Below are 15857 nucleotides of genomic sequence, written 5' to 3'. Positions count from 1 at the left end.
AAGCTGAACAATGGCAAACGAGCCTCCTGACCCACATAGCGCAGATCGGTTGCTGGATCGACGAGAGTTGTTCTCTTGGGTCCAGGCCGGAATCGGCGGCGCTGCGCTGGCGAGCCTGCTGGTAGCGGGCGACCGTCTGAACGCTGCGGGATCCCCAGAAACCGGAGTTGATCGAACGTCGCATTGGCCGGCAAGAGCAAAGCGAGTCATCCACGTGTGCTTGTGCGGCGGTCTAAGCCAGGTTGATTCCTTCGATTACAAACCATTACTGGCCGCGCATCACGGCCAGCCGATGCCGACGTCGGAGAAGCCTGACGTCTTCTTTGGCCAAGTCGGACTCTTGCGACAAAGTGATTGGCAGTTCAAACGCCGAGGCGAGAGCGGGTTGTGGGTCTCGGATTTGTTCCCAAGCCTCGCCGAAGTCGCTGATGAACTGAGTGTCATCCATTCGATGGTGGCCGAAACGTCGAATCACACGCCGGCGACGTTTCAGGAGAATACCGGCTTCCGGCTGAACGGCTTTCCCGTGCTCGGCTCCTGGCTATCGTACGGCCTGGGCTCCGAAACGGACGAGTTGCCGGCGTTCGTCGTCATTCCCGATGCGAGGGGATTTCCAGCCGGCGGCACGATCAATTGGACGAACGGCTTCCTGCCCGCGCGGCATCAAGGCGTGTCATTCCGCAGCAAAGGCGCCGCGATCGACAATCTCGCTCCGGCGCAGCCCATCAGCGACTCGCGCGAACGTGCGACGCGCGAGTTGCTGTCGGCGATGAACATGCGTCACATGTCCGAACGCGGAGTCGACGACTCGCTGCTGGCGCGAGTGCGTAGCTATGAGCTCGCCGCCAAGATGCAACTTGCCGTGCCGGAAGTGACGGCGATCAGCGGTGAAACCGCGGCGACTTACGCCATGTACGGTCTCGATCGGCCCGACTCCGCTGACTTTGGCCGCGGGTGTCTGTTGGCCAGAAGACTGTTGGAGAAAGGCGTTCGCTTTGTGCAATTATTCTCCGGCGGCTCGTTTGGCAACCCGCGGATCAACTGGGACGGTCATGAGAACATGGTCCTCAACCACGGCCAGGAGGCGCCCCGCATCGATCGGCCTGTCGCTGGACTGTTGCGCGACTTGCGCCAGCGCGGCATGCTCGACGACACGCTTGTGTTGTTTACCACGGAGTTTGGAAGGACGCCATTTACGCAGTCGGCGGCTGACGTCGTGGGGACCGGCCGCGACCATAATCAATACGGCTTTTCCGTATGGATGGCTGGGGCTGGTTTGCGAAGCGGCACGACCTACGGGCAGACTGACGAGTTCGGCTACAAGGCGATCGAGAATCGAGTCACTTGGCCCGACTTTCACGCCACCGTCCTGCATCTCCTGGGGATCGACCACGAGCGTCTCACGTACTACCACAACGGCATCCAGCGCCGTTTGACGAACGTCCACGGGACGCTGCTGAAGGATATTCTCGTCTAGCGGCTGGGCCGTCCGCATTCGTCATGCTCGCCTCAGGCGTCCAACTACATTTGAGTTAAGCAGTTTACAGCGGTAAGCTAAACAGGCATGGGAACGCGCGTCGTAACTACCATTGGGCGGCTAGCGGCGGGCGTTGCGATCGCGTTCTCTGCGTCGATCAGCTTCGCTGCACAGCCCGCTTTGACTGAGCAGATGGAGTTCTTCGAGCAGCGCGTCCGGCCCCTGCTTGTCGAACATTGCTACCCATGTCACGCTGGCAACAAGCGTCAAGGGGGCCTATCGCTTGAGTACCGCTCGGGTTGGCAAACTGGCGGCGACCGCGGTCCAGCCATCTTGGCGGATCGACCGGAGGACAGTCCCCTACTGCGGGCCGTGCGCTACCAGGACGACTATCCGCAAATGCCGCCTGACGGCAAATTGAGCGCAGAGCAGATCGCTGTCCTTGAGCAGTGGGTCAGGATGGGAGCCCCCGACCCACGGGATGGCGAGGCGATCGAGGCGGCGCCGGGTCCCAGCGGCACGTTGTGGGTCCTCGAGCCTCTGCCCGACGTGACGCCGCCTCAGGTCGACAATGCCGAGTGGCCGCTTGGCGACATTGACCGCTTCGTTCTCGCTCGATTGGAGCAAAAAGGATGGCAGCCCTCGCCGGATGTCGACCGCGGCGCCTGGCTGCGTCGGGTGACGTTCGATCTAACCGGATTACCGCCAACGATGGCGGAAGTCGACGCTTTTCTTGGCGACGCCAGCGAAGAAGCCTTCGCACGGGTCGTCGATCGATTACTTTCCTCGCGGGAATATGGCGAGCGCTGGGCGCGTCCGTGGCTCGACCTCGTCGGTTACGCGGACCAGATTGGCTCGGCCAACAACGTTCCGGCTGAGCAGGCGTGGCGCTATCGCGACTACGTCATCCGCGCGCTCAACGCGGAAAAGCCCTTCGACCAGTTTATCCGCGAGCAGCTTGCCGGCGATCTGCTTACGAGCAGCAGCATTGAAGAACGGCAGGATCAGATCATCGCAACGGGATTCTTGGTACTGGGCAATGTCAACATCGTCGAGTCTGACAAGCTCGTCATGCGAATGGACCTCGTCGATCATCAGATAGAGAAGGTTGGCAAGGCGTTCTTGGGGATGTCGCTGCAGTGCGCCCGCTGCCACGATCACAAGTTTGATCCCATCATCCTCCAAGACTACTACGGGTTGGCGGGCATCTTCGCGAGCACCGAGTCGACGCGCAAAGTCGACCGCGGGGTGTGGAGCACAGTGACGCTTGTCACGCTGCCGGAGACATTGGCGGAATTCACGACGCGCGAGGCCGCGCTGTCGGCGCATGATCGAGAGGTTGAGGAGATTCGTCAGGAGCAGGCCCTCAGCGCCAGAAGGATTGACGAAATCGATCGACTGCTGGAAACAGCTGAGCAAGGAATCAGTAACGGCGAAAGTGCGACGTTGGCCAACGCATCGTCGCCTGAAGACGATCGGTCTCCCGCAGAGTTGAAGCAGGAACGGGCTGACTTGGCGGCCAAGGTAGCCGCGTGCAATCAGCGATTGTGGCACAAGGACTATATTCGTCCGTCGGCGCCTGCCACGTTTGCCGTTAAAGAGGGTGCTGAGATTGGGAACTCCCGCATCTGCTTGCGAGGGAATCCTCATGCTCCGGGCGACGTCGTGCCGCGCGGGTTTATTCGGGCCATGGCGCGCGGGACAGGCCCAAAAATTCCGGCCGACCAGAGCGGTCGTCAGCAACTAGCCGACTGGCTAACGGGTCCCGCCAGCCATGTGGTCTCGCGCGTCACGGTCAATCGACTGTGGCAAAAGCTATTTGGCCGCGGGATCGTCGACTCGGTCGACTATTTTGGCGCACGTAGTGAGCCGCCAAGTCACCCCGAACTGCTCGACTTCCTGGCGCGACAGTTTATATCTCAAGGCTGGTCGCAGAAGCAGTTGCTGCGAGAGTTGGTGCTCAGTCGCACTTACCGCCAACAGTCAACCGCAACGACAGCAGCGAGCACGATGTTGGCCGCCGATCCCGACAATCGATTGCTGTGGCGCATGAGCCCGCGACGACTTGAAGCGGAGATGATTCGTGACGCGTTGCTGGCGTCCAGCGGCCTGCTGCGTTGTAGTGCGGGCGGACCGGCGCTTGCTCCCGAATTCATGGAGAATGTCGGCGAGCTCGATCCCAAGTCGGTCAATCCGATCAGTTTTTCGCTCCAACGATTTCGCGACGACGCCCCTAGAGTGCGGACGATCTATTTGCCGGTCGTCCGTTCATCCGAGCAGCGGGGCCCGGCGGACATTCTCAATTTTTTCGATTTCCCACAGCCAGCTCAATACACCGGCGGTCGGCCCACGACGGCCGTCGCCTCCCAGGCGCTCTTCTTGATCAATGGTCCGTTGCTGCAGCAGGCAGCGAAGTCTTTGACCGAAACGTTGCTGGCTGACAGCTCGTTGGAGGATGAAGAAGCAAGACTCCACGCGCTCTATCGACGCGTCTTGAATCGCCCCTGCACGCCCGAGGAGCTATCAAACGCCCGGGCATTTCTTGGAGCGTCGGCGCCCGCCGCCCCCGAGAATGGCTCGGCGGGAGCCGACGCCAGTCGCCACGATTCCTGGCAGCAGCTGGCGCACGCTCTTCTTGCGTCCAATGAGTTCCTCTTTCGATTGTGAGTTACGCGATGAGAGGGAGCCAACAATTGTCGTACGTCCCCGCGGTGAACCGTCGCGATTTTCTGCAGCGCGCGGCCTGCGGCTTCGGAAGCATTGCGCTGCAGGCGATGCTGGCCGACATAGCGACGGCCGCCAAAGCCCCGTTGGCTCCGCGGGCAACGCATTTTGCGGCGCGCGCTAAACGCGTGATCTTCCTCTTCATGGCCGGCGGTCCGTCGCAGCATGACTTGTTTGTGCCGAAACCGCGACTCGTGCGCGATCACGGACGGCGCGTGGGGCTGACTGATCTGCCGTCCGGTGCGCCCGTGGGCACCGATAAGTTTCTCACGCTCGGACCGATGGCGCCTATCCTGCCAAGGGGAGAGAGTGGAGCAACGATCTCCACCTTGCTGCCCCATCTCGCGAAGGTCGCTGATGACCTGTGTTTTTTGCATGGGATGCAAGTTGATAATCCGGCCCACGATCTCGCCACGTTGCAGTTCAATACGGGCGTGTTTAATGAAGTGCGGCCCGCCATGGGAGCGTGGGCCAGCTATGGGCTTGGTTCAGAGAATGAGAACCTGCCTGGCTTTGTGAGTATTCACGCTGATGCCGACGTGCGCGCCTATGGCTCGGCCTTCCTGCCAGCGGCGCATCAGGGGACGGTCATCGGCCAAATTCCAACCGACCCGCGCGAGTCTGCAATTCGCTTTCTGAGCGATCCGGAGACCACGAAGGACGCACAGCGTCGCCGGATTGATTTCGTGCAAGCGGCAAACCGCGAGTTGCTCGACCGCATCGGCGAGGATCGCGTGATGGAGGGGGTAATCGACTCATTCGAACTCGCCTTCCGCATGCAGACGGCAACGCCCCAACTGGTTGATCTTTCCACGGAAGCTGCCGAGACGCTGGCGCTCTATGGCGTCGGAACTGACGCCACGGACAAGAATGGGCGCGCCTGCCTCTTGGCGCGGCGATTGTGCGAGGCAGGAGTTCGCTTTGTCCAGGTAACGATCGGCGGTTGGGATCATCATGGAGACATTCGCGGCGCCTTGCCAAACTCGTGCCTCGGGGCCGATCAACCAGTCGCCGCGCTAATCATCGACCTGAAGCGTCGAGGCTTGCTGGACGATACGCTGGTTGTTTGGTCGGGCGAGTTCGGCCGCACGCCCTGGAGCCAGGACATTACCGGAACGGCCCCTTTAGAAAAGCACGGACGCGAACATCAGCCGGAAAGCTTTACGACATTCTTGGCCGGGGGCGGAGTTCGCAGGGGTTTCAGCCACGGCGAGACGGACGAATTTGGTTACAAGACGACGAGTGGTCGAGTGCATATCCACGATCTCCACGCCACGATTCTCCACCTGTTGGGGTTGGACCACGAGCGGTTGACGTATCGTCATGCCGGTCGCGACTATCGCTTAACGGACGTGTACGGCACCGTCATCCGCCAAATTATTGCGTAAGACAGCGTAGGCCCGAGCGAATTCGCACCACGCAAGCTACGGCCCGTCGCGACCGAACAACCATGAACCGCATTCTCTGCGCCTTACTTGTCGTCTTTACATATTGCCAGCAGGCCTCGTCGGCGCGCGCGGTCGACGTCGACTTTGTGCGCGATGTGCGGCCCATCCTGCAACAACGCTGCTATCCGTGTCATGGGGCCGACAAACAGAAGAGCGGCTTGCGATTGGACGTAAAGTCCGAGGCGTTTCGGGGAGGAGACGCCTATGGACCGAGTATCGTTGCCGGAAACGCTGACGCCAGTCCGCTAATTCAGCTCGCGTGCGAAGCCGACCCCTCGCTGCGAATGCCGCTAGACTCCCCGCCGTTGACGGCGGAGGAGATATCGACGCTGACAAGATGGATTACGGAAGGAGCTGTTTGGCCAGAAGACGCGGACTTGGCAAGTGTCGAGGATAAGCGTGATCATTGGTCGTTCAAGCCGCTGACGAATCCCATTCCGCCGGCGCTAAACGGCAATGCGTGGGTGCGCAATGGCGTCGATCGCTTTATCTTCGATCGGCTACAGACAGAAGGCCTGCAGCCCGCCCCCGAAGCAGATCGCGTCGCGTGGTTGCGACGGGTCTCGTTCGATTTGATTGGGCTGCCGCCTTCGCCAGCGGAAGTCGATGCGTTTCTCCAGGACCAGACCCACGAGGCCTACGAGCGAGTCGTTGACCGATTGCTCGCGTCGCCTCGCTACGGCGAGCGCTGGGCGCAGCATTGGTTGGATGTGGTGCGCTACGCGGATACGCATGGATTCGAAGTTAACACCGAGCGTCCCAATGCTTGGCCTTATCGCGACTACGTCATCGAGTCCTTCAACAAAGACACGCCCTACGACCGCTTCATTCGCGAGCAGATTGTCGGCGACGCATTGGCGCAAGACGCGGCGACCGGCTTTCTCGTAACGGCGTCGGTGCTGCTTCCGGGACAAGTAGGGCAGGATGCGCCTTCCATGCGACTGGCGCGACAGGATTCATTGGACGAGATTGTCGTCAACGTCGGACAGACCTTTTTGGGCTTAAGCGTCGCCTGTGCCCGGTGCCATGATCACAAGTTTGATCCGATTTCTCAGCGAGACTACTATGCCATGCAGGCTTTCGTCGCCGGCGTCGAATACGCCGATCGCGACCTGAAATCCCCCGCCGCCCTTGCCCGGCGGGCGGAGACGGCGAGTCTCCAATCCGAGCTGTCAGGGATCGAACAGCAATTGGCGCAACTGGTCCCTCTCGCCCGATCGGGCCAGGAGCGCGGAGCGGTGAACTCGCGCCTCAACGTGGAGCGGTTTCCAGAGACGCGCGCCCAGCGCCTCCGATTTGTCGTACTGGCGACCAATGGATTGGAGCCCTGTCTCGACGAATTGGAAATCTTCACGACGGCCGGCGTCAACGTCGCGCTTGCAAGCTCTGGCGCCCGGGTCGCCACTTCGGGCGACTCGACGGTGGCCGACCGGCACGAGCGACGATTCATCAACGATGGACAATACGGCAACTCGCGGAGCTGGATGTCGAGTGAAGACGGTCATGGATGGATCGAAGTGACGTTTGCCGAGGAGCACTCGATCGACCGCGTGGCGTGGGGACGCGATCGCACGGGCGAATTCGCTGATCGCCTCGCCATTGACTATCGCGTCGAGGCGGCAACTGCGTCGGGCGAGTGGCTCGTGGTGGCTGACGCACTAGATCGCGCGAAACTCATTCCAGGCAAGGAGCGTGAGCTGCAAACCTCTCGCGACGGGCTCAGCGCGGCCGAAGCCGAGGAAGCACATCGCTTACAGGAGAGGAAGGATCAACTTGAGGAGCAGATCGCCAGCGCTGCGGTCGGACAGACCGCGTTTGCCGGCGTCTTCCGCACTCCCGACGTGATCCATCTGCTTCTGCGCGGCGATCCGGAGCAACCTAAAGAAGAGGTCGTTCCGGCCGTGCCCGTTGCGCTCGGGACGGCAGCAGCGCCGGGCGCTAGTGAACTGCAACGTCGCAGCACCCTCGCTGATTGGATCGCCAGCCCGCGCAATCCGCTGACGGCGCGGGTGATGGCCAACCGCATTTGGCAGACACACTTTGGCATTGGCTTAGTAGAAACCGCTAATGACTTTGGCCGTAACGGCGCCAGGCCAAGTCATCCTGAACTGCTCGACTGGCTGGCCGGCGAATTCATCCGCTCAGGATGGTCGATCAAGCAAATGGATCGACTCATCGTGCTTTCCAGCGTCTATCGCCAATCGTCGCGACACGATGAGGCGTGCGCTGCCAAGGACGCCGACGTGCGCCTCTTGTGGCGCTACCCCATGCGACGCCTTGACGGAGAGACGATTCGCGACGCGATGCTAGACGTGAGCGGCCGCTTGCAGTTGACGATGGGAGGACCTGGATTCGACCTGTTTGACAAGCGCGGAGGACTGACCGGGTTTCAGCCCGTTGAAACGTTTGACGAATCAGGCTGCCGCCGGATGATTTACGCCCATAAGGTTCGACGAGAGCGCGACGCCGTGTTTGGCGCCTTCGATTGCCCCGACGGCGGTCAGAGCGCGGGCCGCCGCCGCGAGTCGACGACGCCAATTCAGGCGCTGAATCTTTTCAACAGCCGCTTTACGCTCGAAGAGTCGGCCGCTTTCGCCGCGCGCGTCGCAGACGACGCGGGCACGGACGTGAACGCCCAAATCCGTCGCGCCTACGAGCTAGCGTTCAACCGCGCCGCGACCGCAGCGGAAATCGCAGACGCCGCGCAAGTGGTGACCGAATTTGGCTTGGCGACTCTCTGTCGGGCACTGTTTAACAGCAATGAATTCCTGTTCTTTCCGTAAACATGTCGACGAAATATTCCGCTGATGGGCTCTCGAGCGCCGGGCGTCAATTTCTGGAGCGCCGAACGTTCTTCGCCAACGCGGCCGCCAGCCTTGGTTCGATCGCGCTGACCAGCCTCTTGTCTCGTGACGACCTGCTCGCAGCTCAAACGCCCGTGATCGACCCGACGCGACCTCATGCGCCGCGCTCGCCGCACTTTCGCCCGCAGGCCAACAATGTCGTCGTCATCTTCTGCGCTGGCGCGGTGAGTCAACTCGAAACCTGGGACTACAAACCCGAGTTGATTAAGCGCGACGGTTTGCCATTGGCCGGCGGGCCCCCGGTGACCTTCCAGGGACCTGCCGGAAATCTCGCCCGCCCCCAGTACCACTTCCGTCCTCGTGGCGAGACGGGCAAGATGGTTTCCGACATGCTTCCGCACTTGGCGGCGCTGACCGATGAACTGGCGTTCGTCCATTCGCTCACCAGCAAGAGCAATACGCACGGCCCTGCAGAGAACTTCCTGTCGACCGGGTTCGTGACCGACGGCTTTCCTAGCCTGGGGGCGTGGGTCAACTACGGTCTCGGCAGCGAGAATCAAGACCTGCCCGCCTTCGTCGCCATTCCCGACCCGCGCGGCGTGCCGCAAAGCGGTTCCAACAACTGGGGCCCCGGTTTCCTGCCCGCTGCGTTTCAAGCGACGGTGTTGAGCGCTCAGGAGCCGGTTCGGCACTTACAACCGCCCGGAATCTCGTCAAGGGAGGATCAGGCGGCACGGACGCTGTTACGAAAAATCAACGAGTCGCATTTGGCGCAGCATCCGGGCGATGGCAAACTTGCGGCGCGCATCGCGAGCTACGAACTGGCCGCGCGAATGCAACTGAGCGTGCCGGAAGCGACCGATTTGGCGTCGGAGCCGACGCACATTCTGAAAATGTACGGAGCGACCGACGAGTCAAATCCGACTAAGGCGGCTTTCGCCCGCAACTGTATTCTTGCCCGGCGCCTAATCGAGCGCGGCGTACGCTTCGTGCAACTGTTCAACGGCGCCTACGCCAGCGGCGGCGAACTCAACTGGGACGGGCACAACAAACTGAAGGAGCAATACGATAAGCACGCTGCGATCCTCGACCAGCCCGCTGCTGCATTGATCCATGACCTCAAGCAACGGGGATTGCTACAGGATACGCTGGTAGTGTGGTGCACCGAGTTCGGCCGCATGCCGATGTTCCAAAAGGGCGCCCAAGGCCGCGACCATAACCCGGACGGTTTCACTTGCTGGCTGACTGGAGCCGGTATCAAGCCTGGCGTCAGCCACGGTGAGACGGACGAACTCGGCCTCAAAGCGGTCCAAGACGTTCATTCCCTTTACGATTTGAACGCGACGATCCTGCACTTGCTGGGATTAAACCACGAGCAGCTTACCTTCCAGCATAATGGGATTCAGCGACGTCTGACCAATGTCGAGGGACGCGTGATTCGCCAAGTGCTGGCTTGAGAGCCGCCGCACGTGCTTACGGATTGTTGCTGGCGCCGTCGCCAGCATGGCGCCGCAACTGATTAGCATGGTGCGCGAGGGACAGCCGCGCTGCGGGCAGCGTGCTCTTGAATCCGAGAATCCATGACGCCGACTACCGTGCGAAAGATCATAAAATCCTACGACGACCCTCTTGCGCTGGTGTGGATCCGCGCGGCGAAAGAAATGGGCATCCGCATCGTGCGGAGCGCCGAGGTGAACGCCTCCTGGGATGGCGCCGGCGTCCTCACGATCGGCACGCCCGAAACGTTGGATCTCGACGACTCGTTGGCTCAAATGATCCTGCACGAAGTCTGTCATGCCCTCTGCGAGGGGCCCGACAGCCTGACAAAACAGGATTGGGGACTCGATAACTTTAATCCAGCCAAACGGGTGCACGAGCATGCCTGCCTGCGTCTGCAGGCCGCGCTGGCGGATCAACAGGGCATGCGGGCGTTCTTCGCCTCGACGACCATGTTCCGCGCGTATTACGATCGTCTCCCCGCCGACCCCCTGGCCGACGGCGATGATCCGGCCATCGCATTGGCCCGTGCTGGCTGGCAGCGCGCTCAGGGCGGCCCCTGGTCGGCCCCGCTTCGCGAGGCGCTCGAGCGAACCGCTCTCATCGCCCGCGCCTTACGTGGCGCGACGACCGATGACTCGCTATGGCATGGCCAACCGACGGCGAGGTGAAACGGAGAGTCTCAAGCGAGTCACCGCTGCGGAACGCTCTAGTCGACCGGTTTGGCCGCCGGAAAGGCCCACTTCCCGTCAAGGATTTCGGCCCGCGGCCGATAGAGGCGCACCGTGTAGTTCCATCCTGGCATGATCGGCAGGCAGTTCGGGAACTTACCATCGCATCCGCCGAATTGAATCTGATATGACCCGTCCGCGCTCGGCTTCGCCGTAATATTGTTCAGCGTATACGCGTTTTGCGAATTCTTCGCGAAGTAGCCTTCGGCGTTGTAAACGCTGATTGACCAAAATCCGTCGACGGGTACGTCTTTCACTGTCAGTCGGTATACGGTTCTCCCGTCATTCTTCTCCGGCACGACGCCGACATATATCGCCGCCGTGGCCGGATTGCCTCCCCAGCCGGCGGCAGTGCCGATAAGGTGCTGAACCGGATCGACTTGATCCTTCCGACCGAACATCCGCCGCGAGTCGAGCCCGCCGTTCGCCGCCGCTAGATTGATCAGAGCACTTCGCACCTTGTCTTGCGACACGGCGTCCCATTCGCCGACCTTAAACTCGCCCGCCGACTTTTGCTCAACCTTGATCGCATCCTGCACTTGGTGCACTTCCTCCACGTCGGCCGGATTGTTCGGATCGACGAAGGTCCGCACAGCGAGCGCCACATATGGCGTGCCTGCTGTCTCCTTCGTGATTGTAAACGCGCCTGGCGCGTAGAAGACGTTGGGGGCGTAGTGATCCTCGTTGATCACCTGCAGCGCCATGTATCGCTTGCCGACTTCCGGCAACGTCACCGTGACCGGCCCGGCATTCAGGTCGAATACGCCAAACGAATATAGCGTATCACGATTGAGTCGCACCACGGTTTGATGGCCGATGTCGGCCACCTCCCGTTCATGCTGAAACTTGCCAAAGCCACCCTCCTTGGCAAAACGGGTGAAATAAAGGTCCGACTCGGCGCGACTGAAGTTGTCGACCGTTACGCGGGTGGGCTCGGCCGAGTGGACATATTGAGCCGTTGCCGCGACGGCGGCAATCGACAGAAAGCAAATCAACAGACGCGAGTTCATCGTGGTCCCAGGCGATCAGGTGCTCAAGGATTAGAGGTTAGACAATGGATAAGCCGCTCGTTGATGTTAGGCGTCAGATTGCCGTAGCCCCACTTCGGCGTCACTCGCCGCGAAATTCGCCTCCCGTGATGTTCGCCACGGTGCGCAGGAACGCCGACATTTCTTGGTCGAAGTAATTCCCGAGGCCGATGGTGTTGACCGGAACTTCCGCGTGTTGTCGGCAGAGCTGGTAAATCTGCTGTGCGAGGGCATCCTGGTAGGCCCCTGAAGCAAGTTTGCTCGGGGCGCCGTCGGAGAGAAGCAAAATTGTGTCGACGTCGTACTCATACGCCTTTTGGAATGCGGCAAGGGTGTCGGTCCAGCCGCCTGGTTGAATCGCTTCGAGTTCTCGCAAGAGTTGATCACGCTTGGCCGCGCCTTCGGTGCCCCGGAGGTCGGTGAGCGAGCCGTCGGCAGGAAACGTACGAACGTCGGTGGAGTACACGATCAGCACGCACTCGTGCACGTTCAGGTGCTTCAGCCACGTGGCGGCGATCTCGCGGGCCTCGGTCCATCGATCTGCCCCACCCCCTCCAGTCTGCCGCATGCTGCCAGAAGCGTCGAAGATGATCGCCACCCGGCGCAGCGAACCTTTTAGCCCGACGAGTTCGCGGTTGTTCTCTGCCTCCGCCAGGAGGTCGGCCTGCCGCTGGCGTTCGGCGGCGGTGAGTTCGCTTTGCAACTGCTGTTTCTCAAGCTTCAGACTCTCCAGCATTTCAGTGGCGCGACGCAGGTCGGCGAGGTAGGCTTCGGCTTGGCGATCGCCCGCAGCGAGTTTCGCTTGCAGTTGCTGAGCATCGGCGTCGGCCGTGGCCTTCGCAGCCTCAGCTTCGTTCTTAGCAGTGCGGAGTTCGACATTCATCTGCTCCAGCCGTTGCTTCAGCGAAGTGACCAACGTCTTGAGCTCGGCCGCCTGCTTGGTCAGCTCGTCGCGCTGGGACTCGATCGCCTCCAACGCGGCAACTTTGGCCGCGAGTTGACTCGAAAGCTCATCGAGCCGACTGTGGAGCGTCACGTTCGTCGCGGCCGTTTGATCGCGGTCCCCCTCAAGCATCGCCTTTTCACGGGAAAGCGCCTCTTTCTCCGAGAGCAGCGTTTCTCGCTGTCGTGTGAGTTCGCCTTTGTCGGCTAAGATCGCCTCGAGCTTGGCGTTGATCTCCGTCATCGCGGTCAGCTTGTCGAGCAGTTGTTGCTGCAACTGATCGCGCTCCGCCTGCGTCAACGTGAGCCGCTCGTTCGTCTGCGCGAGCAGATCGCGGGCGTCGTCTAGCTCGGCAGCGGTCGACGTGAGGGTTGCGACGATTGTCGCATTCTGGTCAGCCAGTTGCGCTTGTTCCGAGAGTCCCTTGTTTACGCGAGAGTGCAAGAAAATGGCGATCACCATGACGAGGACCATGGTGAACAAGGTGACGTCGTTGCTGGCGATCCAACCGGCCACGCCGGCTTCACTGGAGCGGGAGGTGACTCGTTCGAGGTGCATATTGATACGTTCCAGGCCCGCTTAGCGCTTGATTAGCGCGGGCGATCGGCGATCCATGACTGATCGAGTTCGTCAACGGCGCCGTTGGGCGAGGCGCTTTGCTCTAACAGTCGGCGCATCTGCTCTACGGCGACGTCGAGTGATTTGCTTGCTTCTAGGTGAATCTTGGCCGCCTCCGCAAATTGCTGGTCGATCGTGGTCCGGAAGGCCGCTACCGAGACGTCTAGATTGGCGACAGCGCGGGTTCCGGTGGGAACGAGCTCCAGCAAAGACTGAGCAGAAGCCGCCGTGGCGTCACGGATCACCGCGAGCGCCCCCGGAAGGTCTTTCAGCTCGTCCTGGATCGCGCCGACGACTTGATCAAACTGGCTCGTCGCGAGTTTCAGCGAAGCAGCGGAAGCCTTAATCTGCTCGGAGCTTTCGGCATGTCGCTGCGCCGCTCCGACCAAGAGGCTAGCGAACGTCTCGATCGAACTGATCGTGTTCGCCGCCCGGTCAGGCGATTCGACGTTGACGCTCGGCCAAATGACGGCGTCGAACCAAGTGCGAGCCGACATTCGCAGGCGCTCCAACCGCCCTCCCACGATTTGCAATAAGAACTGATTGAGTAGCGCAAGCACGGCGCCGGCGCCAACGCCGCTGATCAACGGGGTGACGGAAACCAAAATCGTCTGCAATGACTGCTCGCCGGCGTCGTCGACCTTGAGCCAGTAGAAACCGATGACGGTCAGCACGACGCCCAGCAGCGGCGCCATCACGCCCATCCGTTGGAGCAATAGGTACGACCAGTCACTGGCAATTCGCGTGTCGAGTTCGTGCAGCGCGGTGTCGCGATTGAAGTGAGCCGGCCGGCGCTGCTCCCCACTGGCAGGGAAGGCCGTCAGCACCCACTCCAACCAATCGAAATCGTCAATCGCATCCTCAGGCAGCGGCCGGCCGGTTTCCCCCTCGTCGAACTCGCGACGAAGCTGGCGGAGGAGGCGATTCTGGTCCCACGCCTGGGCGTAGACCTTCATGCTCAGGATCGTCTGGACGACGAAGAAGACGACGCTGATGCCGATGACGACGGCCCAGTGATCGGAAAGATTCCGCACGCTATTAAACAGGTTCTCGATCACAGGCGATGTTCCCAAGGCCCAAGTGGCAGCAAGGTCGACGCCTCGACCGCGTCCGGCCCCGACGGCGACGCCGAAGGTTGCTATTAATAAAATAACAACCGCCCTTCGCCTTCGGGTAGCTAAAAAGGCACAAAAGACGCGCCTTCGCCGCGAGAGTGCGCTCGTTGGCAGCTCTGGCAGCTTCGCTGGACGCGGTTGAAGGCAATCGTGGGGAACTCTGCCGATGCCGCCGGCGCCGAGAGAATTCGAGGGCCGCATCGCCCCGCTACTTCTGCTCGCTCAGCTTGGCGAGCAGGAGCTCAAGCTGCAGGAACTGCTCCTGCGCGCTAAGCTCCGCTTGCTCGATACGGTAGTTTAGCCAGTAAACCCCGGCCCCGATGAGGAAAGGCAGACCGCCCGCGATCAGCATCAGTCCTTGAAGACGGTCTTCGGCGCCCATGCCGGCGGCGAGGAAGAACGTCATCATTAGCACCGTGAAGCACCAGACCATCGCGGCGATCCGCCGACCGTCTTGTTTAACGTCGAGTGCGCCGCGCCAGCAAATTTGCGCAGCCACGACGGCCCAAGCCAAGCCGAACATCGATCCAACGGCCAGCGCTGTGCGCGGCAGCGCCGGCAGATCGGGCTCCGTCAAGGCGAGGGCCGCACAGACGCCGCTGCTAACGAGGGCGATAGCGGCGACGACGCCAAAGAATGAACGTCGCGTCCTTGTAAGTTCGCGCTTAAACATGTTAGATAGATCCTGTTCGAGTTGCTGGCGAGAATTTTGGGAGAGCGGTGCGACAGCCAGCAAACGGTCGCCAAGTGGATCTCCGTTCATGGCGTGGCCTCCTCATCGAGAATACGGCGGAGGCTCTGGCGGGCTTTCCAGAGCCTTGACTTCACCGTGCCGCCGGGAATTTCGAGCACGGTTGCGATTTCGGCGATCGACAGGTCGTCCAAGAAGTGGAGCGTCAGGAGCTCTCGCTCCGCCAGCGGGAGGCGACCGAGCCCGTAGTGAACGAGCTCTGCATTGTCAAAATCTCGCTGCACGTCAACGTCGCTGCCCGGTTCATGCAGCGCGACCTCAGTAGACGTCGTCTCGTCGCGGGCGAATCGGCCGCGGTAGTATTTCATCGCCGCGCGGCGGGCGATGATATAGATCCAAGGGGCAAAGTGCGTATCATGTCTCAGGCCGCCAATATTACGGAACGCCGCCAACCAGACTTCCTGCAGGACGTTCGCTGCGTCATGTTCGTGGTCGATCAGTTGACGGAGAAAATAAAATAGCCGGTCATTCCAGGCGGCGACTAACTCATCCCAAGCGGCCAAGTCGCGTCGACGGCAGCGCAACACGAGGAGTTCGTCGCGGATTTGCTGGCTGGTGCGTGCGATTGAATTGTCCTCCGGCTGAATCGATAGAATAGTTGCGCGCGGAGGAGGAACGGTTCAGGAAATTCTTGGCGACAGAGCGAAAAACTGGCCCTAAGAGCGTTGGGAACGGCCGAATCGGTCCGAATGTTGCAACGAAATTGGCGTAGAGCGGAACA

11 protein-coding genes are annotated in these 15857 nt (G+C 61.1%); 6 read left to right on the top strand and 5 right to left on the bottom strand.

The genetic code is table 11. The annotated features are described in order from the left end of the window. The first annotated feature begins 10 nt into the window (after positions 1-10). The 6 genes from I41_RS18575 (at position 11) to I41_RS18550 (ending at position 10621) form a co-directional block, all read left to right on the top strand. Entirely contained in the window at positions 11-1477 is a 1467-nt protein-coding gene (locus tag I41_RS18575; protein WP_210420998.1) for a DUF1501 domain-containing protein, read from the top strand. 87 nt (positions 1478-1564) lie between these two features. Continuing rightward, complete coding sequence (locus tag I41_RS18570) at positions 1565-4144, top strand: PSD1 and planctomycete cytochrome C domain-containing protein (protein ID WP_145434432.1); 2580 nt, start codon at positions 1565-1567, stop codon at positions 4142-4144. Between the two features lie 26 nt (positions 4145-4170). Next, positions 4171-5589, top strand: a complete 1419-nt coding sequence (locus I41_RS18565; protein ID WP_246133700.1) for a DUF1501 domain-containing protein — start codon at positions 4171-4173, stop codon at positions 5587-5589. 62 nt (positions 5590-5651) lie between these two features. Continuing rightward, positions 5652-8432, top strand: a complete 2781-nt coding sequence (locus I41_RS18560) for a PSD1 and planctomycete cytochrome C domain-containing protein (protein WP_145434430.1) — start codon at positions 5652-5654, stop codon at positions 8430-8432. Positions 8433-8434: 2 nt separating this feature from the next. Then, positions 8435-9910, top strand: a complete 1476-nt coding sequence (locus I41_RS18555) for a DUF1501 domain-containing protein (RefSeq protein ID WP_145434429.1) — start codon at positions 8435-8437, stop codon at positions 9908-9910. A 123-nt stretch (positions 9911-10033) separates the two neighbouring features. Continuing rightward, the gene (locus I41_RS18550; protein WP_145434428.1) at positions 10034-10621 is read left to right on the top strand and encodes a hypothetical protein; all 588 of its coding nucleotides are present in this window, start codon (positions 10034-10036) and stop codon (positions 10619-10621) included. Positions 10622-10659: 38 nt separating this feature from the next. Here I41_RS18550 and I41_RS18545 read toward each other — a convergent pair whose 3' ends face one another. The 5 genes from I41_RS18545 to I41_RS18525 form a co-directional block, all read right to left on the bottom strand. Continuing rightward, the gene (locus I41_RS18545; protein ID WP_145434427.1) at positions 10660-11691 is read right to left on the bottom strand and encodes a DUF1254 domain-containing protein; all 1032 of its coding nucleotides are present in this window, start codon (positions 11689-11691) and stop codon (positions 10660-10662) included. 100 nt (positions 11692-11791) lie between these two features. After that, on the bottom strand, positions 11792-13210 hold the full coding sequence (locus I41_RS18540; protein WP_145434426.1) for a hypothetical protein: 1419 nt from the start codon (positions 13208-13210) through the stop codon (positions 11792-11794). A gap of 32 nt (positions 13211-13242) precedes the next feature. Next, on the bottom strand, positions 13243-14328 hold the full coding sequence (locus tag I41_RS18535; protein WP_145434425.1) for a hypothetical protein: 1086 nt from the start codon (positions 14326-14328) through the stop codon (positions 13243-13245). Positions 14329-14593: 265 nt separating this feature from the next. Further along, positions 14594-15148, bottom strand: a complete 555-nt coding sequence (locus tag I41_RS18530) for a hypothetical protein (protein WP_145434424.1) — start codon at positions 15146-15148, stop codon at positions 14594-14596. After that, the gene (locus I41_RS18525; RefSeq protein ID WP_210420997.1) at positions 15145-15663 is read right to left on the bottom strand and encodes an RNA polymerase sigma factor; all 519 of its coding nucleotides are present in this window, start codon (positions 15661-15663) and stop codon (positions 15145-15147) included. The genes I41_RS18530 and I41_RS18525 overlap by 4 nt, the downstream gene beginning before the upstream one ends. Positions 15664-15857 lie beyond the last annotated feature (194 nt).

The sequence above is a fragment of the Lacipirellula limnantheis genome, assembly GCF_007746075.1.
Lineage (GTDB): Bacteria > Planctomycetota > Planctomycetia > Pirellulales > Lacipirellulaceae > Lacipirellula > Lacipirellula limnantheis.
This window is presented reverse-complemented; position numbering and strand designations above follow the sequence as displayed.